Origin of the sequence: Curtobacterium sp. MCPF17_003 (assembly GCF_003224385.1) — a bacterium.
GTDB lineage: Bacteria > Actinomycetota > Actinomycetes > Actinomycetales > Microbacteriaceae > Curtobacterium > Curtobacterium flaccumfaciens.
In genome coordinates this window covers 64,463-86,220 of record NZ_QKLC01000009.1, presented here as the reverse complement: position 1 = coordinate 86,220, position 21,758 = coordinate 64,463, and the positions used below count along the sequence as shown (strand labels likewise).

General features: G+C 72.2%; 18 protein-coding genes. 9 read left to right on the top strand and 9 right to left on the bottom strand.

From position 1 onward, the window contains the following. Positions 1–5: 5 nt before the first annotated feature. Positions 6–524 carry a GtrA family protein gene (locus DEJ30_RS10745; RefSeq protein WP_110861255.1) on the bottom strand — a complete coding sequence of 173 codons (519 nt, stop codon included), beginning with the start codon at positions 522–524 and terminating at the stop codon, positions 6–8. 113 nt (positions 525–637) lie between these two features. Between DEJ30_RS10745 and DEJ30_RS10740 the strand changes: the two genes are divergently transcribed. The 5 genes from DEJ30_RS10740 (at position 638) to DEJ30_RS10720 (ending at position 6,634) form a co-directional block, all read left to right on the top strand. Next, positions 638–1,774: a 5-(carboxyamino)imidazole ribonucleotide synthase gene (locus tag DEJ30_RS10740; protein WP_110861253.1), complete on the top strand. Its 1,137-nt coding sequence runs from the start codon at positions 638–640 to the stop codon at positions 1,772–1,774. 203 nt (positions 1,775–1,977) lie between these two features. Continuing rightward, positions 1,978–3,951 (top strand): glycoside hydrolase family 6 protein, encoded by a 1,974-nt coding sequence (locus tag DEJ30_RS10735; RefSeq protein ID WP_110861251.1) that lies wholly within the window; start codon positions 1,978–1,980, stop codon positions 3,949–3,951. Positions 3,952–4,026: 75 nt separating this feature from the next. Beyond that, on the top strand, positions 4,027–5,175 hold the full coding sequence (locus DEJ30_RS10730) for a glycosyltransferase (protein ID WP_146238564.1): 1,149 nt from the start codon (positions 4,027–4,029) through the stop codon (positions 5,173–5,175). Between the two features lie 54 nt (positions 5,176–5,229). Continuing rightward, positions 5,230–5,697, top strand: coding sequence for a 5-(carboxyamino)imidazole ribonucleotide mutase (gene purE / locus DEJ30_RS10725; protein WP_071244222.1), 468 nt, complete (start codon positions 5,230–5,232; stop codon positions 5,695–5,697). Positions 5,698–5,872: 175 nt separating this feature from the next. After that, positions 5,873–6,634, top strand: a complete 762-nt coding sequence (locus tag DEJ30_RS10720; protein ID WP_110861246.1) for a glycoside hydrolase family 16 protein — start codon at positions 5,873–5,875, stop codon at positions 6,632–6,634. A 25-nt stretch (positions 6,635–6,659) separates the two neighbouring features. On the opposite strand, the gene DEJ30_RS10715 is transcribed toward DEJ30_RS10720, so the two are convergent. Next, positions 6,660–7,802 carry a glycosyltransferase family 1 protein gene (locus DEJ30_RS10715; RefSeq protein WP_110861243.1) on the bottom strand — a complete coding sequence of 381 codons (1,143 nt, stop codon included), beginning with the start codon at positions 7,800–7,802 and terminating at the stop codon, positions 6,660–6,662. Positions 7,803–7,859: 57 nt separating this feature from the next. Beyond that, the gene (locus tag DEJ30_RS10710; protein WP_110861241.1) at positions 7,860–8,915 is read right to left on the bottom strand and encodes a YbhN family protein; all 1,056 of its coding nucleotides are present in this window, start codon (positions 8,913–8,915) and stop codon (positions 7,860–7,862) included. A 29-nt stretch (positions 8,916–8,944) separates the two neighbouring features. Here DEJ30_RS10710 and DEJ30_RS10705 point away from each other — a divergent pair, with 29 nt between their 5' ends. Then, a complete protein-coding gene (locus DEJ30_RS10705; RefSeq protein ID WP_110861239.1) occupies positions 8,945–10,126 on the top strand; it encodes a glycosyltransferase family 4 protein in 1,182 nt (393 codons plus the stop codon). 121 nt (positions 10,127–10,247) lie between these two features. Here DEJ30_RS10705 and DEJ30_RS10700 read toward each other — a convergent pair whose 3' ends face one another. The 6 genes from DEJ30_RS10700 to DEJ30_RS10675 all read right to left on the bottom strand — a co-directional run bounded on the left by DEJ30_RS10700 (position 10,248) and on the right by DEJ30_RS10675 (position 18,262). Then, positions 10,248–11,399, bottom strand: a complete 1,152-nt coding sequence (locus DEJ30_RS10700; RefSeq protein ID WP_110861237.1) for an acyltransferase — start codon at positions 11,397–11,399, stop codon at positions 10,248–10,250. A 9-nt stretch (positions 11,400–11,408) separates the two neighbouring features. Then, positions 11,409–12,356, bottom strand: coding sequence for an NAD(P)-dependent oxidoreductase (locus DEJ30_RS10695; protein WP_110861235.1), 948 nt, complete (start codon positions 12,354–12,356; stop codon positions 11,409–11,411). Then, positions 12,353–13,204 carry a dTDP-4-dehydrorhamnose reductase gene (rfbD, locus tag DEJ30_RS10690; RefSeq protein ID WP_110861392.1) on the bottom strand — a complete coding sequence of 284 codons (852 nt, stop codon included), beginning with the start codon at positions 13,202–13,204 and terminating at the stop codon, positions 12,353–12,355. The genes DEJ30_RS10695 and rfbD overlap by 4 nt, the downstream gene beginning before the upstream one ends. An 82-nt stretch (positions 13,205–13,286) precedes the next feature. After that, positions 13,287–14,273, bottom strand: coding sequence for a dTDP-glucose 4,6-dehydratase (gene rfbB / locus DEJ30_RS10685; RefSeq protein ID WP_027466479.1), 987 nt, complete (start codon positions 14,271–14,273; stop codon positions 13,287–13,289). Between the two features lie 142 nt (positions 14,274–14,415). After that, entirely contained in the window at positions 14,416–17,331 is a 2,916-nt protein-coding gene (locus tag DEJ30_RS10680) for a hypothetical protein (protein ID WP_146238563.1), read from the bottom strand. Then, on the bottom strand, positions 17,321–18,262 hold the full coding sequence (locus DEJ30_RS10675) for a glycosyltransferase family 2 protein (protein ID WP_110861231.1): 942 nt from the start codon (positions 18,260–18,262) through the stop codon (positions 17,321–17,323). Before DEJ30_RS10675 ends, DEJ30_RS10680 begins: the two co-directional genes overlap by 11 nt. Positions 18,263–18,393: 131 nt before the next feature. Here DEJ30_RS10675 and DEJ30_RS10670 point away from each other — a divergent pair, with 131 nt between their 5' ends. From DEJ30_RS10670 to DEJ30_RS10660, 3 genes are read left to right on the top strand one after another with little or no spacing between them, the layout of a single operon-like run. Beyond that, complete coding sequence (locus DEJ30_RS10670) at positions 18,394–19,002, top strand: dTDP-4-dehydrorhamnose 3,5-epimerase family protein (protein ID WP_110861229.1); 609 nt, start codon at positions 18,394–18,396, stop codon at positions 19,000–19,002. A gap of 22 nt (positions 19,003–19,024) precedes the next feature. Beyond that, the gene (gene rfbA / locus DEJ30_RS10665; RefSeq protein WP_110861227.1) at positions 19,025–19,888 is read left to right on the top strand and encodes a glucose-1-phosphate thymidylyltransferase RfbA; all 864 of its coding nucleotides are present in this window, start codon (positions 19,025–19,027) and stop codon (positions 19,886–19,888) included. A 23-nt stretch (positions 19,889–19,911) separates the two neighbouring features. After that, entirely contained in the window at positions 19,912–21,753 is a 1,842-nt protein-coding gene (locus tag DEJ30_RS10660) for a glycosyltransferase (RefSeq protein ID WP_110861225.1), read from the top strand. Positions 21,754–21,758: the final 5 nt, after the last annotated feature.

The window sequence follows — 21,758 nt, the reverse complement described above, 5'->3', positions numbered from 1 at the left end:
CGAGACTAGTGGCCCGACGCCTCGGACCGGGCCGTCGTGGCGACGGTCGCGTCCTCGACGGTGTCGGCTCCGGTGCGCTCGTCCGGTCCGGTGCGTCCGGCGCGCTCCGGGTGGTAGACCCACACCTTGTAGAGCCAGAAGCGGAACACGGTGCCCAGCAGCAGCCCGATGACGTTGCCGGAGATGTTGTCGGCCAGCGCCGACGTGAAGCCGAGGACGTAGTGGGAGACGGCGAGGCAGCCGAGCGAGATGACCATGCCGCCGAGGGACACGACGACGAACTCGACCCCCTCGCGGGTGGCCACGGCCCGTCGCTGCTCGCGGAACGTCCAGTACCGGTTGCCCATCCAGTTCACGAAGATGGCGACCGTCGTCGAGACCACCTTCGCCCAGAACGGTCCCGAGTGCACGTCGTCCGGGTTCAGCAGGGTCGACCGCAGCACGTTGAACACCGTGGTGTCCACGACGAAGCCGACGGCACCGACGACGCCGAAGCGTGCCAGTTGGGCGATGAGACGCCGCACGAGCCCTCCAGGATCCGTAGAGTTGTGACCGGTCGGGCAGAGCGCGACCCGAACAGCGATTGTAGACAACGCGTTCACACCGCACGGTGGGAGCGCCGGAAGGATCACACAGCATGGCGTTGCGCGTCGGGGTCATCGGTGGGGGACAGCTGGCACGGATGATGGTGCCGGCCGCGGTCGAACTGGGGATCGACATCCGGGTGCTCGCCGAGGGGCCGGGCATGTCCGCAGGCATCGCCGCCACCGCCGAGGGCGACTACCACGAGGCCGCCACGGTGCTCGAGTTCGCCCGACAGGTCGACGTCGTGACCTTCGACCACGAGCACGTGCCGCAGGACGTCCTGCGCAGCCTGGTCGCCGCGGGCGTGGCGGTCCACCCCGGTCCGGACGCGCTGGCCGTCGCCCAGGACAAGATCACCATGCGCCGCCGGCTGAGCGAACTCGGGCTGCCGGTGCCCGACTGGGCCGCCGTGCACGGTCCCGACGAACTCCGTGCCTTCCTCGCCGAGCACGGTGGCCGAGCCGTCGTCAAGACCCCGCGGGGCGGCTACGACGGCAAGGGCGTCCGGGTCGTCTCCGACGCCTCCGACGTCGACGACTGGTTCATCGCCGTGGCTGAGGCCGGCGGCGACCAGGCCCTCCTGGTCGAGGAGCTCGTCCCCTTCACCCGCGAGCTCGCGCAGTCCGTGGCGCGCCGACCCTCCGGACAGGTCGTCGCCTGGCCGCTCGTCGAGACCGTGCAGCGCGATGGGGTCTGCGCCGAGGTCATCGCACCGGCCCCTGACAGCGCCGGCCGGATCGCCGACCTGACCGAGTCGATCGCCGTCCGCATCGCCGAAGAACTCGGGGTGACCGGCGTGCTGGCCGTCGAGCTGTTCCAGACCGACGACGAACGCATCCTGATCAACGAGCTCGCGATGCGTCCGCACAACACCGGGCACTGGACCATCGACGGCGCCACCACGAGCCAGTTCGAGCAGCACCTGCGAGCGGTCCTCGACCTGCCGCTCGGAGCCACCGGCTCGTTCGCCCCGGCGTCCGTCATGGTGAACGTGCTCGGCGGACCCGCGGACGGCGACCTCGCCGCCCGGTACCCCGCAGCGCTCGAGGCCTTCCCCGAGGCGAAGTACCACTTCTACGGCAAGGCGCCCCGGCCCGGCCGGAAGATCGGGCACGTCACGGTGCTCGGCGACGACGTCGACGAGGTCGTCTACCGCGCCCGTGCGGCCGCGGCGCACTTCGACGACTGAGGTCGCGTCCTCGACGTGACCGGATGACGGACGGGAGGCCCGTGGCGACGCCGCCACGGGCCTCCCGTCCGTCACGGGTGCGGGACACACTTGTCGGTCGCTCTGCGGACACCCCCTCGGGTGCCACCCGCTCGGGAGGCTGGCGGGGGTCGGGAGCGCGTGTTCCCCTGGAAGGGTCCGCGCCCACCGTCCAGGGAGTCTCCATGCGCCGCCGCCCGCGCCGTGCCGCCGTCTGCGGCGCCGCCGTCGCCCTCGTCGCAGCCGTCGCCGGACTGCTGCCGACCGCGACCGCGTCCGCAGCGACCTCGGCCGCCACCATCCGCTCGGCCACGTCCGCGTCGCTCTACGGCGCCGGGCCGTACCGGTCGCCCACGAGCGAGGCGGCGAAGGCGCAGGCCGCCCTCGCCGCCACCGACCCGGCCGGAGCCGCTGCGGCGGGGACCATCGCCGGCTACCCCGTCGCCACCTGGCTCGGTGACTGGAGCCAGGGCACGCAGCTGACGAAGACCATCAGCACCGCCCTCACCGGGGCTGAGCAGTCCGGCACCACCCCGGTGTTCGTGCTCTACGCGATCCCGGACCGCGACTGCGGCGGGTACTCCGCCGGCGGCTTCGACGAGCGCTCCTACGACGCCTGGGTCGACCAGGTCACCGCGGCGCTCGCCGGGCACCGCGCAGCCGTCATCGTCGAACCGGACTCGCTCGCGATGCTCAGCAATGCCAAGTGCAGCACCGCGCTCGACGAGCAGCGCTACCGGATCCTCTCCCGCACGGTCGCCGGGCTGACCGCCGCCGGGGTCCCCGCCTACCTGGACGCCGGCAACTCGAACTGGGTGCAGCCTGCGCTGATGGCGTCGCGGCTGAACAGCGCGGGCGTGCAGCAGGCCCGGGGGTTCTTCACGAACGTCGCGAACTACTACCCGACCGCCCAGGAGCAGGCGTACGCGCAGAAGGTGTCGGCCGCGACCGGGGGCTCGCACTACGTGATCGACACCTCGCGCAACGGGCAGGGCTGGCGCGGCACCTGGTGCAACGGGCCGGGCGCCGGGCTCGGCACCTCGCCCCGGGTGGTGTCCGACGGCACGGCGCTCGACGCCCTGCTGTGGGTGAAGACCCCCGGCGCGAGTGACGGCACCTGCAACGGTGCCCCGGCCGCCGGCAAGTGGTTCTCGGCCTACGCGCAGGCGCTGGTCGCGAACGCCCGGCTCGGGGTGCCGACCGCCGACCTGGCCCCGCGCGGCGCGCTCGAGGCCGTCGTCGGTGCCGGAGGCGGTGTCCGCGTGCGCGGCTGGGCCTTCGACGAGGACGACCCGACGCAACCGGTCCGGGTCCGGGCGACGGTGGACGGTGTCTCCGCCGGCGTGCTGAGCGCGGACCGCACCCGCCCGGACGTCGACGCGGCGTACGGCGTCGGGGAGACCCACGGGTTCGACACCGCGGTGCCGGCCGCCGAGGGCTTCCGCCGGGTCTGCGTCACCGCGGTGAACATCGGCGCGGGGTCCGACGCCGACCTCGGGTGCGCGAGGGTGCGTGCCCACCGGCACGACCCGTACGTCGGCCTCGAGTCGGTGAGCGTCGCGGTCGGTGGCGTTGCCGTGACGGGCTGGGCGTTCGACGGGGACGCTCCGGACACGGCCAGCACGGTCGCGTTCACGGTCGACGGTCGGGTCGTCGCGTCCCGGTCCGCTGGTCGGGCCCGGGCCGACGTCGACCGGACCTGGGGCGCCGGTCCTGCGCACGGGTTCGCCGAGATCGTGGCCGCGGGGGCGGGGAAGCACACCGTGTGCGCGATCGCCCGGAACATCGACATCGGCGCGGACCGGACGGCGAGCCCGTGCCGGAGCATCACGGTGCCCGTCGCAGCCCCGGTCGGCCGACGCGACGCGGCGTCGTCGGGATCCGCCGGCCGGGTCAGCGTCCGGGGGTGGGCGTTCGACCGTGACGCCGTGCAGCGTCCGGTCACGGTGCGGGTCAGCGTCGGCGGCCGGGTCGTCGGCAGTCTCGTCGCCGACCGGCAGCGCAGTGACGTCGACCGTGTCCACGGCGGCGGCGAGCACCACGGGTTCACCGGGTCGGTGCCGGTCGCGTCCGGGAAGCGGTCGGTGTGCCTCACCGCGGTCGGGATCGGGAAGGGCGGCGACACGTCGCTGGGGTGCGCGACGGTGCAGGTGCGCTGACCGCGACCGCGACCGCGACCGGAGCGGTTGCCTGGGCGACCGCGACCGTCCGGCGGGTGCGGGAGAATGGCACCCATGCCGCGTGATCTCCTCCGCCGGGCCGCCCGTCGACTCCGCCGCGCCGTCGTCGGTGCCCCGCGTCCCGATGCCGAGCACGAGCGTCAGCCCGAGCAGCAGCAGGCGCCGGCCACTCCGGCCGCGCCGCTGCCGGTCCTCGGGTACGTCGTCGCGGGCGGGGGCGGTGCACACCCCGCGTCCGCCCACGTGCGCGTCGTGCGCCGTGTGGAGCACCTGTCGTCCGCCGGTGCCGCCGAGGTCCGACAGGTCGATCCCGTGGCCTTCGTCGCGGGCACGGACACCACTGCGTACACCGCGGTCCTCGTGCAGCGCGACGTCCTGCCGCGCACCGTCGTGCAGCCCTTCCTCGAGACCGCGGCGCGGCGGGGGATCCGGGTGGTGGCCGAGGTCGACGACGACTTCTTCACGGCGTCCGGCCGGGCACGGCTTGCCCGTGCCGAGTACGACCCGGACCGCCTGGCCTCCATCGACGCCCTGGTGCGCGGCGCCGACACCGTGATCGTGAGCACGCCGGAGCTCGCCGAGGTGGTGCGTCCCGTCGCCCGGCACGTCGTGGTCGTGCCGAACGCCCTCGACCCGGGGTTGTGGACGTCCGGCGCGACCGAGGACGACGACGAACGGCCGACCGGCGAGCACCGCGTGCTGTACATGGGAACGCTCACCCACGCCGCCGACCTCGAACTGCTCAGGGACGTCTTCGCCGACCTGACCACCGCCGACGGCACCCCGATCCGGCTCGAGGTCATCGGCGTCACCGAGGACGGTGACGCCGACTGGTTCCGCCGGATCGAGGTGCCCGACGGGCACTACCCGGCGTTCTCCCGTTGGCTCGTCGCCCACCGCGCGCGCTGGCGCGCGGGGGTCGCGCCGCTGCGCGACGAGGAGTTCAACCGCGCGAAGAGCGACCTGAAGTTCCTGGAGTACACGGCACTCGGGCTGCCGGCCGTGGTCTCCGACCGGCCGTCGTACGCCGTGGCCGGGCGGTACGGAGCGGTCGGGGTCCCCGACGACGTCGACGCCTGGCGGGCAGCCGTCCGCGGCGCGGTCGAGCGTGGGGCGCCCGACGAACGGGCCGAGCGGTGGGTCCGCGATGCGCGGACGATCGGCCGTGACGGTGACACCTGGCGGCGGGTGCTGCTCGGCTAGGCTCGGCGTGTGACCGACTCCGCAGCCCCAGCACAGCCGCTCGTCTCGATCATCATGGGATCGGACTCCGACTGGCCGACCATGCGGGCTGCGGCCGACATCCTCGCCGAGCTCGGCATCCCGTTCGAGGCGGACGTGGTGTCCGCGCACCGCACCCCCGACAAGATGACCCGCTTCGCCAGGGGTGCCGCCCAGCGGGGCATCCGTGTCGTGATCGCCGGTGCCGGTGGGGCTGCCCACCTGCCCGGCATGGTGGCCTCGATGACGACGCTGCCCGTGATCGGCGTGCCCGTCCAGCTCGCACGGCTCGACGGACTCGACTCGCTCCTGTCGATCGTCCAGATGCCCGCCGGCATCCCGGTCGCGACGATGGCGATCAACGGCGCGGCGAACGCCGGACTGCTCGCCGCACGGATCATCGGGTCCTCCGAGCCCGGTGTCGCGGCGCGGCTCACCGAGTACGCCGAAGGACTCGAGCGCCTGGTCGAGGAGAAGGCCGCGCGCCTCCGCGACTCCCTCTGACGTCCGCTGCGCTCCCCGCACCATCCGGCACCCCTCGTACTGGGGACGCCCTGGCGAAGTCAACCCCCCGCGCAGGATGGACAACGCAACTACCGTGGACCGCGGACGGCCGAGGGTCGGCCGTCCGGCACCCACGGGAACGGGTGCGAATCGTCATGTCAGGGAGTGACAGCTCATGCAGAAACGCGCGATCACGAGAGCCGCACTCTCAGTCGTGCTCCTGGGAGTCGTGCTGGTCGCCGGGCCGTTCGGTCAGGGGAGCGCCGCCTCAGCAGCGAACACGTCCGCGCCGGTCGGGAACATCGGCAAGTTCAAGCAGACCTTCCGCGAGGACTTCCGCACGACCGCGGCGGCCAAGGGGAAGTTCGCCGCGTCCTACGCGAAGTCGTGGCAGCCCTACCCCGACGGGACCGGCGGGATGTACTACTCGGGGACGCAGATCAGTGCGATCAACGGGAACATGGACGTCCGTCTCGACGGCAAGCGCGGGGCCGCCGGCACGTTCGGCTCGCCTACGGGAGCGTGGGGACACAAGGGCGGGAAGTTCACGGTGCGCGCCATGGCCGCCGGTGGCAACGGGAACGGCGCCGCCTTCATGCTGTGGCCGACGTCGGACAAGTGGTCGGACGGGGAGATCGACTACCCGGAGTCCAACTTCGAGTCCGCACCGATGCTGCACCAGCACTCGATGACGCCCGGACGTGAAGCGACGGCGACCAGCCTGAGCACCGGGACGTCGTGGCGTTCGTGGCACACCTACTCGATCGAGTGGATCCCCGGGAAGTCCGTGTCCTACTCGCTCGACGGGAAGGTCATCAAGACGATCACCAAGGACGTCCCGACCACCGCGCACCGCTACATGTTCCAGGTGGGCAACTGGGGCGGGCTCGGCCACCTGTACATCGACTGGGTCACGACCTACTCGTACACGGGCTGACCGCCGGACGGGCAGCTGCACGCCGTCAGAGGTCGGCGTGCAGCTGCCAGGTCTCGGCGGCGGAATCGCTCCAGTCGTACATGCGTGCGCGATCGGGGCCGGCGACGGCCAGCTGCCCGGCGAGCAGGGGGTCGTTGACCACCTGGTAGACGGCCTGCGCGAGCCGCTCCGGGTAGGACTCCTTCGGACCACGGGCGACCGTGACGCCGGCGTCCGACGCGACCTCGGACACGGCGGGGTCGTCCGAGTGCACGACCGGGGTGCCGAAGCTCATCGCCTCGATGACGGGCAGGCCGAACCCCTCGGCCAGGCTCGGGAACACGAACACGGTGGCCCGGTCGTAGACCACGGCGAGGTCGGCGTCGTCGATCCGCCCGAGGACCTTCACCCGGTCACGCGAGAGACCGGCTCGTTCCGCCGTGCCGTACACGTCGACGTCGCCCCAACCGTCCGGGCCGGAGATGACGAGGGGGATGTCGGCGGGCGCGTCGGGGTGCGCCATCGCCTCGATCAGGGATCCGAGCGCCTTCCGTGGCTCGAGCGTGCCGACGGCCAGCACGTACCGCTCCGGCAGCCCGAGCCGCTCGGCGCGGAGAACGGCGTCGACGGGCAGCCGGAGCCGCCCGCTCGGCGCTCCGCCGATGACCCGGAGCCGGTCGTCGAACCGGTGGATCTCGTTGAGCGCACTCGCGACCGCGTGGGTCGGCACCACCACGGCGTCGGCGTGCTTCCACGCACGCTTGACCATCGCCTTGTGGAAGTGGACGCCGCGCGGCGTCAGGGTCTCGGGGTTGGTCCACGGGACCGTGTCGTGCACGGTGACGACGGTCTGCCGGCCCGGGTCCTGGAAACGGTCGTGCCGGACCAGCGGGGCGAGCACGCTCGGAGCGTGCACCATGCCCTTCGCCAGGCCGCCGACGATCCCGCCCTGCCAGGCGAGGGAGAGTTCGCGGCGGGGGAGCGGCAGCCGGTCGAGGTCGGCGAGCCCGGGCAGCAGGGTCCGGATGTGGGCGAGTTCGTCGCGGCCCACCGCCGAGACGACCCCGGACACCTCGCAGCCGACGGGGGCGTGCTCGATGAGGTGGCGGGTGAGCTCTTCGGCGTACCGACCGATGCCTCCGGGGACCGGGGCGACGACCTGGTCCACGATGACGTGGAGCGTTGTCATGTGGTGCGCCTCCTCGTGGTGCTGCCGTGCGCGCGGCGCGGCCGAACGCCGACCCTATCAGTCGGCACGGGGCGCTCCCGGGGCGCCACCGCCCAGCGCGGCGGCGGCCGACTTCCGGCGGTGGCGCGCTGCGAGCAGTGCGCCGACCCCGGCCAGCACGACGTCTCCGATGGTCATGAAGACCCGGCTGATGACGGCGAGGGCGAGCGGCGCCGATCCACCGGCCACGCTGCCGAGGAGCAGGACGAGGATGCCCTCGCGCGGCCCGATGCCCGCCGGGGCGATGACGACCACGAACCCCACGAGCCAGGCGACGGCGTACGCGCCGACGGCCACCGGGAAGAGCGCGGGCGAGTCGGCCCCGAAGACCCGAAGCACGAGGGTGGCCTGGACGCCGTACGCCAGCCACATGACGAGCGACCAGACGAGCGACATGACGGTGCCCGTCCACGTGAGGGTGGTGTCCTGGGCGGGGCGACGCAGGACCCGGAACGCGACGGCGATGAGGCGACCGAGCACCGGCGGGGTCAGGCAGACCAGCCCCACCACGATGACCGGGATGAGCCACCAGAACGTCGCGAACCCGGTGGAGGAGGCCAGCAGGACCGCGACGATCCCGACGACGGCCGCGGTGACCATGCTCACGAGCATCGACGCCAGCGCCGCGACGGCGCTGCCGGTGCGCTGCAGGCCGTGTGCGCGCCCGAGTTCGGCCTGAGCGGCGATCGACCACACGCCGCCGGGGATGTACTTGCCGAGCTGGCCGACGAAGAAGATCGAGGACGCCGCGGCGAGGCGCACCCGGAACCCGCTCGCCGACATCATGGCCCGCCAGGAGAGCATGTTCGCCACGAGGGCGACGATCGTCGCGGCGACGCCGAGGACGATCGTGAGGGCGTCGAGCCGCACGAAGTCGCGAGCGATGTCGTCCCACTGCCGCGCGATGCTCCAGACCAGGAACGCGAGGGCCACGACGGCCGCCACCCACTTGACGACGGTGAGCACACGGGCCCGCCGTCCGGTCGTCGGGACGGCGCCGATCGCGGCGTCGGCGGAGGTGTCGAGCGGGTCCGGGGACCCCGCGGCCGACCCCGTAGGCTGTTGTGCGTCCATCGACCGACAACTCTAAGGGAGCGCGCTGGATGCGACCCGATCCGGAACTCCGCCCGACCCTGCTCGTCGCTGCGTCGACCTTCCCCGCCGAGGCCGGCGACGGCACGCCCGGCTTCGTGCTCGACCTGGCGACGGCACTGTCGGACGAGTACCGCGTGGTGGTGGTCGCCCCGATGACGAAGGGCGCCCGCGCCCACCAGCGGATCGGGGACGTCGAGGTCCGTCGGTTCGGCTACTTCCCGTCGCGCTGGCGTGACCTGGCGGACGGCGCGATCGTCGACAACCTGCGGGCGAAGAAGTCCCGCTGGCTGCAGGTCCCGTTCTTCTTCGTGTGCATGGCCGCCGCGCTCCGGCGCGAGCGTCGCCGCTCGCAGCCCGACGTCGCGCTGCTGCACTGGATCATCCCGCAGGGAGCCGTCGGCCGTGTCGTGCTCGGCGACCTGCCCCGCGTCGTGACCACGCTGGGCGGCGACCTGTACGCGCTGCGCCACCCGGTCCTCCAGGCCGTCAAGCGGTCCGTCATCCGCAGCGCCGCGTCGGTCACCTGCATGAGCACCGACATGGCGCGCGAACTCCGGAAGCTCGGCGCCCGTGACGACCAGGTGCACGTCGTCCCGATGGGTGTCGACCTCGACCCGATCACGCGCGCCGTCGAGCGCGAGGCCCGGGTGCCCGGCCGGGTGCTCTTCGTCGGCCGCCTCGTCGAGAAGAAGGGCGCGACCGTCCTCCTCGACGCCCTCGACCGCATGGCCGAGCAGCCGACCGAGGTGGCCGTGGTCGGGGACGGTCCGCTGCGCGCCCAGCTGGAGGCCCGTGCCGGTTCGGCCGTGACGTTCCTCGGAGCGCAGGGGAAGGAAGCGCTCGCGTCCGAGTACGCGAAGGCGGCGATCGCGCTCTACCCGTCGGTGCCGGCCGCCAACGGTGACCGCGACGGCCTGCCGGTGGCGCTCCTCGAAGCCATGTCGGCCGGCTGCGCCATCGTCGCCTCGGCGGTCCCCGGCATCGTCGATGTCGTCGAGGACGGCGTGAACGGACTGCTCGTCGAACCCGGCGACGCCGGTGCGCTCGCGGCGGCGATCGACCGCCTGCTCGCCGATCCCGCGCTGGCCGAACGGCTCGGCCGCGCAGCGGCCGACACTGCCGCGGCACACACCGTCGGCGCCGTCGGCGACCGGTACCGCACCCTGCTCACCGCCGCGCGCGCCCGGTAGTCAGGAGCGTCCCCTCGACCAGGTGACGCGACCACGGGCGGTCTGGAGGCGCGTGGCGGCGCCGTCACGCGCCTCCGGGCCCGCAGGGTCGTTCCGTCCCGTTCCCGCGACCTGACGTCCGTCAGGCTGCGCGGCGGTCGTCGTCCGGGAGCCGTGCGTCGTCGGCGCGGGCGGGCGGGCCGCCGACGCGTCCGCGTCGCGCCGTGATGGTCCGCGCGACCCGTTTGGCCAGCCGGTGCGCCGGCAGCTCGACGAGCCGGGCGAAGAGCCCGGCGACCACGACGGCGACCGGGATCGCCACGAGCATCGTGAGCCACGGCACCGAGGTGGGCAGCAGGTAGGCGACCGACACCGTGATCGGCTCGTGCACCAGGTACAGGCTGAACGAGAGCCGTCCGAGCGCCCGGGGGACCGGTCCGAGCATCACGCGTTCCGCCGGCAGCCACTTCCCGCACAGCAGGACGATGAGCCCGGCCGAGGCGACGACCACCATCGGGACGTGGATGCCGACCAGCGAGCGGGGGAGCCACCACTCGAACGTGATGCCGAGCACCGCCAGCACGGCGAGGGCCCAGCCCGGGCCACGCCGGATCTCGGGGATCCGCTCCCACCCGGCTGCCAGGGCGGACCCGAGCAGGAACATCGGCAGGTACATCAGCCAGTCCTCGCGGTACTGCCGACCGAGTGCCGAGAGCAGGAGCGCGGCGATCGCGGTGAGCCACCACACCCGGTTCGTGGCCTTCGCGATGAGCACGAAGAGCGGCAGCAGGAGGGAGAACGCGACCTCCCACGTCAACGACCAGAGCGGACTGTTGAGTCGGGTCGGCGCGACCAGGGTGAGGTCGCCCAGCAGGCCGCCGGCGGTGAGCGGTTCGACGTGCCGGAGCAGCCAGCCCGAGGCCCCGGCTTCGGGGGTCCGGGGGACGAGCAGGAACAGTGCCAGTGCCAGACCGACCGAGGCGATCACGGGGATGTAGAGCCGGAGCAGGCGGCTCGGGTAGTAGGCGATCCAGTCCTGTGCGCGACGGAGTGCGGGGAGCGTCAGCACGAAACCGCTCAGGACGAAGAAGACGAAGACCGCTTCGCCGCCGGCCCAGAACAGGTGCAGGGGCGTGTCGACCAGCCAGGCGCGGTTCGCCGGGATCGGCTGGCCGTTGTTGCCGTCGGAGAGCGTCGGCACCACGAGGAGTCCGTGGTGGATTAGGACGACGGCGGCGGCGACGCCACGGAGTCCGTCCAACGACCCGATGCGGCCCGCGGGGCGATCACGCATGCGGCGATCCTACTGCTCGGCGGGTTCGGCCCCGACCGGTGCGCGACGGGCACGGATGGCTTCGACGGTCGTCGCGACCCCCTGCGGGAACGGGACGAAGGTGCGGTCGCCGACCTGCGGCAGCACCTCGGACCGCATGCGGAGGTCGAGTCCCTGGAACGTGGCCGAGGGGTCGGCGCCCTCGCGGATGTCCAGGCGGCTGCCGATCGCCTGCTCGACCGCGTCGATGACGTCGGCGATCGTCGCCGGCTGTCCGGAGGCCAGGATCTTCGTGACCGCGGCCGCAGGGGGGGCCTGCTCGACGAGGTCGATGGTCCGGAGCACCATGTCGACGGCGTCGTCGATGTACAGGTAGTCGCGGGTGGTCGACATCGGCACGTAGATCGACGACGGCCGGCCCTCGAGGTGGGCGAGGGTGAGCTGCGAGACGAGCCCCTGCGGCTTGCCGAGGTTCGCGCCCGGTCCGTAGAGGTTCGAGATCCGTCCCACCACGAGGCGCGTGCCGGTCTCCGCGGCCCAGGACCGGAACTGGGCCTCGGCAGCGAGCTTCGCATGGCCGTAGGGAGCCAGCGGGAGCGGTTCCGTGCCCTCGTCGAAGGGCGGTTCGGCGCTGCCGGCGTAGACCGCTCCGGCCGACGACGCGAAGAAGAGCGTGCCGTCTCCGGACGGGTCGTCCCGGGTCGCGTCGAGGACCCGGGCGATCAGGCGCTGCTCCTCGTCGAAGACGTCGGCTCCGGTGGCGACGACCCCCGTGCCCGCGCACCACAGCACGCGCCAGCGGCCGGGCTGCGACCGCACCGAGCGGAAGGCGTCGACGAGTGCCTCGACGGCGGCGTCCTGGTCGTCCCACGGCACGCGGGCGGCGATGGTCGCTGCGCCCGAACCGACGAGTGACCGGTGCACGGCGCCGCCGAGGAACCCGCCGGCGCCGACCACCAGGGTGGACGGCTGGATCATGCGCGGAAGATCCCGGCCTCGGTCGCCGCGTGCAACGCCTCGCGCCAGTCGCGCATCGGGGCGAGGCCCGCGCGCGACCAGGCGTCGTGGCCGAGCACGCTGTACGCCGGGCGGGGCGCCGGACGGACGAAGGCGCCGCTGTCGGTCGGCAGGACGCGCTCCGGGTCGAGACCGTTCTCGGAGAAGATCGCCCGGGTGAAGTCGTACCACGAGCCCTGACCGCTGTTCGTGCCGTGGTAGATGCCGGCGGGTGCGTCGGCGTCGACGAGCTCGACGATGCGTGCGGCCAGGTCACCGGTCCAGGTGGGCTGTCCGACCTGGTCGGTGACCACGCTCACGGTGTCGTGGGACGCCGCGAGCCGGAGCATGGTCGCGGCGAAGTTGGGTCCGTGTGCGCCGTAGATCCACGCCGTCCGGACGACGTACGAGGAGTCCGGCGCGATCGCGCGGACGCGGGCTTCGCCGACGGCCTTGGACCGGCCGTAGGCGTTCAGGGGGTCCGTGGGGGCGTCCTCCGCGTAGGGAGCGGTGCCGTTGCCGTCGAACACGTAGTCCGTCGAGATCGTCACGAGCTTGGCCCCGTGCCGCACCGCGGCCTCGGCGAGCAACGCCGGCCCGTCCGCGTTCACCGCGGTCGCGGTGTCCTCGTGGGTCTCCGCGTCGTCCACCTTCGTGTAGGCGGCCGAGTTGATCACGACGTCGTGCCCGGCGACCGCGGCGTCGACGGCCTCGGGGTCGGTGATGTCCAGCTCGGCACGGGAACGGGCGGTGACGTCGCGGCCGGCCAGGGCGTGCTGCAGGTCGTGGCCGAGCATGCCGGCGGCGCCGGTGATGAGGTACCGGGTCATGGTGTCGCTTCCGTGTCGGGGGTGGCGGTCGAGCAGGGGTCGGCCCAGGAGCACGCCGGTGTGCTCCTGGGCCGACGGCGGCTCAGGAGAGGGCGGCGCGTTCCTTAAGCGGCTCCCACCAGCTGCGGTTGTCGCGGTACCACTGGACGACGTCGGCGAGGCCCTGCTCGAACGGCACCTGCGGCTCGTAGCCGAGCTCACTGCTGATCTTCGAGATGTCGACCGAGTAGCGCAGGTCGTGGCCGAGGCGGTCGGCGACGCGGTCGACGTACGACCAGTCCTTGCCGGTCGCGTCCAGGAGCAGCTGTGTGAGCTCCTTGTTGGTCAGCTCGGTGCCGCCGCCGATGTTGTAGATCTCGCCGGCGCGACCGCGGGTCAGGACCATCGCGATGCCGCGGGTGTGGTCGTCGACGTGCAGCCAGTCACGGATGTTGTTGCCCTCGCCGTAGAGCGGGACGTGCAGGTCGTCGATGAGGTTCGTGACGAAGAGCGGGATGACCTTCTCGGGGAAGTGGTACGGCCCGTAGTTGTTCGAGCAGCGGGTGATCGAGAGGTTCAGCCCGTGCGTGCGGTGGTAGCTGCGGGCGAGCAGGTCGCTGCCGGCCTTCGACGCCGAGTACGGCGAGTTCGGCTCGAGCGGGCGCTCTTCGTCCCACGACCCCTCGCTGATGGAGCCGTAGACCTCGTCGGTGGACACGTGGACGAAGCGCTCGGTGCCGTGGCGGAGCGCCGCGTCGAGCAGACGCTGGGTGCCGACGACGTTCGTCTCGACGAAGATGCCGGAGTCGCGGACCGACCGGTCGACGTGGGACTCGGCGGCGAAGTGCACGATCGCGTCGATGCCGGGGATCACCTCGTCGAGCTTCGCGGCGTCGCGGATGTCGCCCTGCACGAACGTGTACCGGGGGGAGTCCGAGACCGGGGCGAGGTTCTCGAGGTTGCCCGAGTAGGTCAGTGCGTCGTAGACGACGACCTCGGCGCCTTCGAGTCCGGGGTACGCGTCCTGCAGGGTGCGTCGGACGAAGTTCGAGCCGATGAAGCCGGCTCCGCCGGTGACGAGGATCTTCACGAGGTCTGGTTCCTTTTCGGAGTCGGTGTGGTTCTGGGATCGGTGTTCTCCGGTCGACGGTGGCCGTCCGGTGGTGCGTCGGTCGTCGGCGTGTCGTTCAGGACCGCCGGTCGACCGTGGATCGGTTGACGATACCAGCCGGTCACAGCCGTGCCGCGTCGTCGCCCGGCCTGCGGCGGCGCCGGACGAGCAGGGTGACGACGGTGCAGGTGAGGACGGCGAGGACGACGCTGCCGCCGGTCAGCAGGTACCCGGTCCGGGCGCCCGGCACCGTGTACCGCAGCTCCACCGTGTGCTCGCCGGCGGGGACCCACACGGCGGCGCCGGCGTCGTCGGCCGCGACGAGGTCGGTCGGTTCGCCGTCGACGGTCGCCGTCCAGCCGGCGCGCTGGAGCGAGTCGGCGACGACCACCCAGCCGCTCCCGGTGGCGTCGACCTCGGCGACCGTGCTGTTCACGTCGCTGCCCCGCAGGGTGATCTCGGCGCTCGAGTCCGGGTCGGCCGTGTGCTCGGACGGAGCGCTCAGGACGACGGTCGAGTCCGGCAGCGACTGGTCGGCGAGTGCCCGGACGCGCGCCGGTCCGGTGCGCTCCACCACCTGGTCGGACGCCCAGCGCACGCGGTCCAGGGCGTCGCCGCGCTCGTAGATCGTCGCATCGCCGGTGTGCACCACCCGGACGCCGTCACCGGAGACCGGACGGATGATGCTCATCACGGCGTCGCCGGCGTCGTCGGTGCCGATCGGCACGAGCTTGTCCTGCCCGGTCACGGTGATGCGGACGTGCCACGAGGTCGACCTCGGGATGGTGGAGCCCTGGAGCGCCACGTTCCGCGGGCCGCCGAGGCCCGGCACGCGGGTCGACGTCGACGTGATCGTCTTGCCGGAGTCGTCCGCGACGATCGCCACGTCGAGGGTCATGCCCCCGAGCGTCAGGGTGGGGGCCGGTGGACCGGTGAAGGTGATGCCGTTCACCGGGCCGGTGTTGCTGGCCGAGTCCACCGAGGGGTTGTCCGCGGTCAGGTCCGACCACTTCGTCTGCGCCGCACCCGCCTCGGCGGTGCCGGCGAGCGGCGCCGACGGATCGGCGACGAGGTACTTCGTGCTGAGCCGGTCGAGGATCCCCGACCGGGCGAGCGACGGCATGAGATTGGGTTCGAACGTCAGGTACGTGGCCGTCGGGTACGTGTCCGGGTCGACCGCCCGCATGAGGTCCTTCCACTCGCCCGTCTGGAACGCGTGTCCCGTGGTCTCGCGGATCCGGTAGTAGGAGGACGACCCCGGGAGCATGGCGCTGCCGGTGGCGGCGTAGCGGTCCTGCGCGGAGACGTGTTCCTGCAGGTAGTCGATGGCGGGGGTGGTCGGGTAGAACGTCGAGTTGGGCGCGATCGGCCACCAGGGCTTCGTGGCCGTCACGGCGGGGACGACGACGAGCGCGACGACCCCGACCGCCGCGACGGTCGCCAGCACCCGCGACCGGAACACCCAGACGAGCACGACGAGCACGACGGTGACCGCGCCGAGGATGCCGACCGTGAGGATCTCGAGCTTGGTGCGGTGCACGTACTGTTCGGCGATCGGCGGGATCGCGAGCAGGGTCTGCATCCCCACGCCGACGGCGGTGAACAACACGACGGCGACGGCGGCGATCCGACCGGTGCGCCGGAGGGGCCCGGCGGCGCGGAAGCGTGCCAGCTCGTCACGGAGGTTCTCCGGCTGCACGAGGCGGCCGAAGCCCACCCCGGCCATCGCGGCGGCGAGGAACATCACGACGACGCGGGCGCGACCGATCGGGTTCGTGTCGAACACCGGCAGCTCGCGGACGGCGGACAGGACGGGGCCGCCGAGGTAGACGATGACCACCGCGAGCGCCAGCATCGAGGCGACGATCGCGACGACGCCGCGGGTGCGACGTCGGACCAGGTCGTGCCGTGCGCGGACGGCCGGTGTGGCGTCGTCGGGCAGGGACGCGACGGTGTGCGTCGCCGGGCGGATGAGGACCGCCGCGGCGACGAGCACCACGGCCGCGATCCCCAGGTAGGAGTACTCCTCCACCGGGTTGCGGATGCCCCAGGCCGGGCCGGTGCTCTGCACGAACGAGATGTCCGGCACCCACGCGCTGACGAGCGGCGGGGTGCCGAGACCGTTCGGGCCGCTCTGCCCACGGCCGCTGAAGTCGACCAGGCTCGTGGCGTTGATGGCGAAGGGGACGAGCTGCCACGCGGAGAGCAGCAGGCCGAACAGGATGCCGCCCACCGCGATCGCCCCGCTCACGAGCACGGGGACCCACCGTCGGTGCGCGACGATCGTGCGGACGAGGAAGTACAGCCCACCGATGAAGAGGGCGTAGCCGACGATGGCCGGGAACCCGCCGAGCAGCATCGACGCGAGCGGCACGCCCACGGCGATGACGTCACGCGCGCGGAGCTCCACCGCGGCGCGGTCGATCGCCCAGAAGAGCAGGGGGATGCAGGCCGCGACCCGTGTCTGCGGCCAGTTCGACCACGCGACCATGAACCCTGACGACGAGTAGACGAGGGCGGCGATCGCCCAGCCCGCGCGGGGGACACCCCAGCGGCGCAGCAGCAGGGACATGCCGACCGTGACGACGACGATCTCGAGGAGCTTCACCCAGCCCGGGGCGGCGGCCAGGGGGAGGATCCACCAGGGCAGGGCGAGCGGGGACCACGCGCCCGAGTCGGGCACGCCGCCGAGTTCCGCGCCACCGGCGACGTAGGGGTTCCACGCGCCGAAGACGCCCTCGTGGGCGAGGCGGGTCAGGAGCGAGTTCTGCGGCGCGACGGTGTCGATCGTGTCGCTGTTCAGGATGTTGGTCGACGCCGTCGTCGACTGGAACGTCTCACCCCACGGGGTGTACCGCCCGAGCAGGCCGGTGTTCAGGAAGGTGCCGTGTCCGATCAGTGCCGGTCCGATGGTCCAGACCACGAACGCCGCGAGCGCAGCCCAGGCCGCGATCTCCACCCAGCTGCCGGGTCGACGGACCCAGAGCGCGAAGCGTGTCCGCCGGTCGAGCAAGGACGTTCCGCGCTCAGTCCCCATACCGCTGCAGCTTCTGCAGGTCGAGCTGTTCCTCGGCCAGGGTCCGGTTCAGGCGGGTCAGGTCCGCCACGACGCCGATCACGATGCTCAGCACCGCCGTGATCAACAGGACGACGCCGAGGATGATCGACTGCAGGTGGTTGCCGCCGGTGTGCATCGCGAGCAGCACCAGGTACCGGACGAGCGGCCAGGCCCCGAGCGCCCCGAGGATCGCCGCCACCCAGAGGAACAGCGCCATCGGCCGGTACATCAGGTAGACGCGGGCGATCGCCGAACCCGACTGGAACATGTGCTGCCAGATGTTCTTGAACAGCCGCGACTCGCGGGTCTTCGGGTTCGTGGTGATCGGCACCGAGGCGATGGCCAGACGCTTGTAGCCGGCCTGCACGATGGTCTCCATGCAGTAGCTGAAGCGCGTGACGATGTTCAGGCGGATGAGCGAGTACTTCGAGTACGCGCGGAACCCGCTCGCGGCGTCGGGCAGGTCGAGCCCGGCGGCGCGGCTGGCGACCCACGAGCCGAAGCGCTGCATGAGCTTCTTGAAGCCGGAGAAGTGCTCGATGGTGCGCGTCTGCCGGTCGCCGATGACGATCTCGGCCTCTTTCCGGAGGATCGGCTGCACCAGTTCGGCGATCTGCGCCTGCGGGTACTGGTTGTCACCGTCGGTGTTGACGACGATGTCCGCGCCGTGGAGCAGCGCGTAGTCGACGCCGTCCCGGAAGGAGCGGGCGAGCCCCATGTTCGTGGTGTGGTGCACGAAGTGCTTGACACCGTGCTCCTTGGCGACCTCGACGGTGCGGTCGGTGCTGCCGTCGTTGATCACCAGGATCTCGATCTCATCGATGCCGTCGATCTCCCGCGGGATGGAGTCGATGACGCTGGCGAGGGTGTTCTCCTCGTTGAGGCAGGGGATCTGGATGAAGAGCTTCACGGGTTCGCAGTGTCTCGTTTCATGGGGTCCGGCAGGTGCGCGAGGCCATGACAGCCTATGCGAACCCGCGGACCGCCGCAGGAACGGCCTGCCGACGGGTCCAGGGGCGGGCGGCTTGGTAGGGTGCAGCCGTGCAGATCCGCGAACTGAAGATCCCCGGCGCGTGGGAGTTCACGCCCGTCCAGCACGGCGACGCACGAGGAGCATTCCTCGAGGCGTACCGCGCCGACGTCCTCGAAGAGACGGTCGGTCACCCGCTGGACCTCCGACAGGTGAACATGTCGGTCTCCGCGGCCGGTGTGGCCCGAGGCATCCACTACGCCCTCGTCGCGCCGAGCCAGGCCAAGTACGTGACCGCGGTGCGCGGCGCCTTCATCGACTACATCGTCGACATCCGGGTCGGCTCGCCGACGTTCGGGCAGTGGGACTCCGTGCGCATCGACGACGTCGACCGTCGGGCCGTCTACCTGTCCGAGGGCCTCGGGCACGCCATCGTCGCGCTCGAGGACCAGTCCACGGTGAACTACCTCGTCAGCGCCCACTACGCCCCGGAGCGCGAGAAGGGGATCACCATCCTCGACCCGACGGTCGGCCTCGAGCTGCCCGACGGACTCGGCGAGCCGGTCCTGTCCGAGAAGGACACCAGCGCGCCGACGCTCGAGGAAGCCGCCGCCGCGGGTCTGCTGCCCACCTACGAGGAGTGCGTGGCGTACACCGAGTCGCTCCGCACGACCAAGTAACGAACGAAGGAAGCACACCGCGATGAAGGGCATCATCCTGGCCGGGGGTTCCGGCACCCGTCTCTGGCCGATCACCAAGGGCATCAGCAAGCAGCTCATGCCGATCTACGACAAGCCGATGGTCTACTACCCGCTGTCGACCCTCATGATGGCCGGCATCCGCGAGGTCCTCGTCATCACGACGCCGGAGTACAACGACCAGTTCCGTGCCCTGCTCGGCGACGGTTCGTCCCTCGGCATGGACATCCAGTACGCGGTCCAGCCGAGCCCGGACGGCCTCGCGCAGGCGTTCGTCATCGGCGAGGAGTTCATCGGCGACGACAGCGTCGCGCTGGTCCTCGGCGACAACATCTTCCACGGCACGGGCCTCGGCACGAACCTGCGGAAGAACACCGAGGTCGACGGCGCCACCATCTTCGCCTACCACGTGGCCGACCCGAAGGCGTACGGCGTCGTGGAGTTCGACGACGACTTCACCGCCGTCTCCATCGAGGAGAAGCCGGCCGAGCCGAAGTCGAACTACGCCGTCCCCGGCCTGTACTTCTACGACAACAAGGTCATCGAGATCGCGAAGACGATCGAGCCGAGCGCCCGCGGGGAGCTCGAGATCTCGACCGTCAACGAGCGCTACCTCGAGGCGGGCGAGCTCGGCGTCCAGGTCCTCGACCGCGGGACGGCCTGGCTCGACACCGGCACGTTCGAGTCGATGATGCAGGCGTCCGAGTACGTCAAGGTCATCGAGGACCGTCAGGGCTTCAAGATCGGCTGCATCGAGGAGATCGCCTGGCGCAACGGCTGGATCGACGACGCGCAGCTCGCCGACCTGGCCGCACCGCTCGTCAAGGGCGGCTACGGCGTCTACCTGCAGCGACTGCTCGCCGTCTGACGTCGCCCCCGGCCGGTCCTCGCATGGCACTCTTCCGTCGCCGCCGACCGGATGCGGCGGTCTCCCGTTCGGAGGCCCGTCCCCCGTCGGTGACGCCGGACCACCCCGAACGGGTGGTCGGCTGGGACGGTGCCCTGCCGGCACTCGACCGGTCGGTGACGGTGCTGCTGGTGAGCCGGTCCGACCGGTACGACGCGCTGCCGTCGATGGTCACCGCGGCCCGGATGGCGTTCGGCCCCTCGGCGGACACCCGCGCGGTCGGCTACGTCGCCGATGCGTCGCCGGTCGGCAAGCAGGCGCGGGGGATCCCCTGGGTCCGCTCGGACCCGGTCGACGGCATCGGCTCGGCGATCAACGCCGGGGTCGCCGACGGGGTCGGGCGGGTGCTCCTGGTGGTCGACTCGACGGTCCGGGTGACCGACCAGGACCTGCAGGTCCTGGCGGAGGCCGGCGGCGGCGGCGTGGCCCAGGCCCGCATCCGGATGCCCGACGGTTCGCAGCGGGACGGCGTGCGGCTGGTGCGCCCGGGAGCGCTTCCCTGGTCCGACGACGGGTCGACGAGCCCGGTCCGCAGCCAGGCGGACGACCGCGAGGGCTTCCCGCTCGCTGTGGTGCCGGTCTTCGCAGCGGACCAGCCGGCCGTCTCGATGCCGGGCGCTTCCCTGGTGCCGGCACCGTGCCTCCCGGACGAGCGGATGACCCTGACCAGCTGGACCCGCGCGGTCGCGGACCGCGACGGCGGACCCGTGCGCGTGGTGTGGTCGCTGAACCGCTCGGCGGAGGCCGGACGGACGGTCGACGCGTCGACGGTGGATGCGTTCTCGGTCTGGCGCGACCGGGCCCCGGACGGCGACGGAGCGGTCGCAGCCGGACCCCCGCTGCCCCCGTGGGGTGCGCGACCCGTCACACCGGCGCCCCGATCGCGATCCGACGACGACCGGCTGTCCTGGTCCGTCAAGATCGCCGCCCCGGCCGGCCCCGAGGGCGACGGGTGGGGCGACGTGCACTTCGCCACCGAGCTCGCGAGCGCTCTCGAGGGCCTCGGCCAGCAGGTCCGCGTCGACCGGCGCGACGCGCACGTCCGGGACGACGACGCCGCAGACGACGTCACGCTCGTCATCCGCGGGCTGGACCGTGTGCCGCCGAACCCCGCGTCGGTGAACCTGCTCTGGGTGATCAGCCACCCCGACGACGTCTCGGACACCGAGCTCCGGTCGTTCGACGCGGCGTTCGCGGCGGGTCCGGTGTGGGCTGCGGAAGCCGCCGCACGTGCCGGCGTGCCGGTCCGGACACTGCTGCAGGCGACCGACCCGGCGGTGTTCCACCCGGCCGCCCGGTCGGAGTCCGGCGCGGACGCGGGGCACGTCGTCTTCGTCGGGTCGACCCGTGGCGCGGCCCGGCCGGTGGTCGCCGACGCGGTCGCACTCGGCACCGACCTGCGTGTGCACGGCCCGGGGTGGGACGGCGTCGTGCCCTCTGCGATGCTCGGGGCCGTCGCACTCTCACGGGCCGAGGTCGCGACGGCGTACGCGTCCGCCCGCGTGGTCCTCAACGACCACTGGCCGGACATGGCGGCGGGCGGTTTCGTGTCGAACCGGGTGTTCGACGTGCTGGCGTCGGGTGGGGTCGTCGTCACGGACGAGGTCGCCGGCCTCGGGGACGTGCTCGACGTCCCGACGCTCGCCGTCTCCCGTTCGCGGGACGACGTGGCCGCCCTGCTCGACCCGGCGCACGCGTGGCCGGCGGCCGCCGAACGTGCTGCGGTCGCCGATCGGATGGCGGCGGAGCACTCCTTCGACGCCCGGGCCACGGTGCTGCTCGCAGCCGCACGCGCCGCACGCAGGCGTCTGCGCCCCGGCTCCTGACGCCC

Bases quoted from the DNA above. Each gene is read 5' to 3' on its own strand.
- purE (WP_071244222.1), top strand. From the start codon at position 5,230: ATGGGATCGGACTCCGACTGGCCGACCATGCGGGCTGCGGCCGACATC.
- rfbD (WP_110861392.1), bottom strand. From the start codon at position 13,204: ATGACCCGGTACCTCATCACCGGCGCCGCCGGCATGCTCGGCCACGAC.
- DEJ30_RS10740 (WP_110861253.1), top strand. From the start codon at position 638: ATGGCGTTGCGCGTCGGGGTCATCGGTGGGGGACAGCTGGCACGGATG.
- DEJ30_RS10660 (WP_110861225.1), top strand. From the start codon at position 19,912: ATGGCACTCTTCCGTCGCCGCCGACCGGATGCGGCGGTCTCCCGTTCG.
- DEJ30_RS10730 (WP_146238564.1), top strand. From the start codon at position 4,027: ATGCCGCGTGATCTCCTCCGCCGGGCCGCCCGTCGACTCCGCCGCGCC.
- rfbA (WP_110861227.1), top strand. From the start codon at position 19,025: ATGAAGGGCATCATCCTGGCCGGGGGTTCCGGCACCCGTCTCTGGCCG.
- DEJ30_RS10680 (WP_146238563.1), bottom strand. From the start codon at position 17,331: ATGGGGACTGAGCGCGGAACGTCCTTGCTCGACCGGCGGACACGCTTC.
- DEJ30_RS10705 (WP_110861239.1), top strand. From the start codon at position 8,945: ATGCGACCCGATCCGGAACTCCGCCCGACCCTGCTCGTCGCTGCGTCG.
- DEJ30_RS10710 (WP_110861241.1), bottom strand. From the start codon at position 8,915: ATGGACGCACAACAGCCTACGGGGTCGGCCGCGGGGTCCCCGGACCCG.
- DEJ30_RS10735 (WP_110861251.1), top strand. From the start codon at position 1,978: ATGCGCCGCCGCCCGCGCCGTGCCGCCGTCTGCGGCGCCGCCGTCGCC.
- DEJ30_RS10700 (WP_110861237.1), bottom strand. From the start codon at position 11,399: ATGCGTGATCGCCCCGCGGGCCGCATCGGGTCGTTGGACGGACTCCGT.
- DEJ30_RS10715 (WP_110861243.1), bottom strand. From the start codon at position 7,802: ATGACAACGCTCCACGTCATCGTGGACCAGGTCGTCGCCCCGGTCCCC.
- DEJ30_RS10695 (WP_110861235.1), bottom strand. From the start codon at position 12,356: ATGATCCAGCCGTCCACCCTGGTGGTCGGCGCCGGCGGGTTCCTCGGC.
- DEJ30_RS10720 (WP_110861246.1), top strand. From the start codon at position 5,873: ATGCAGAAACGCGCGATCACGAGAGCCGCACTCTCAGTCGTGCTCCTG.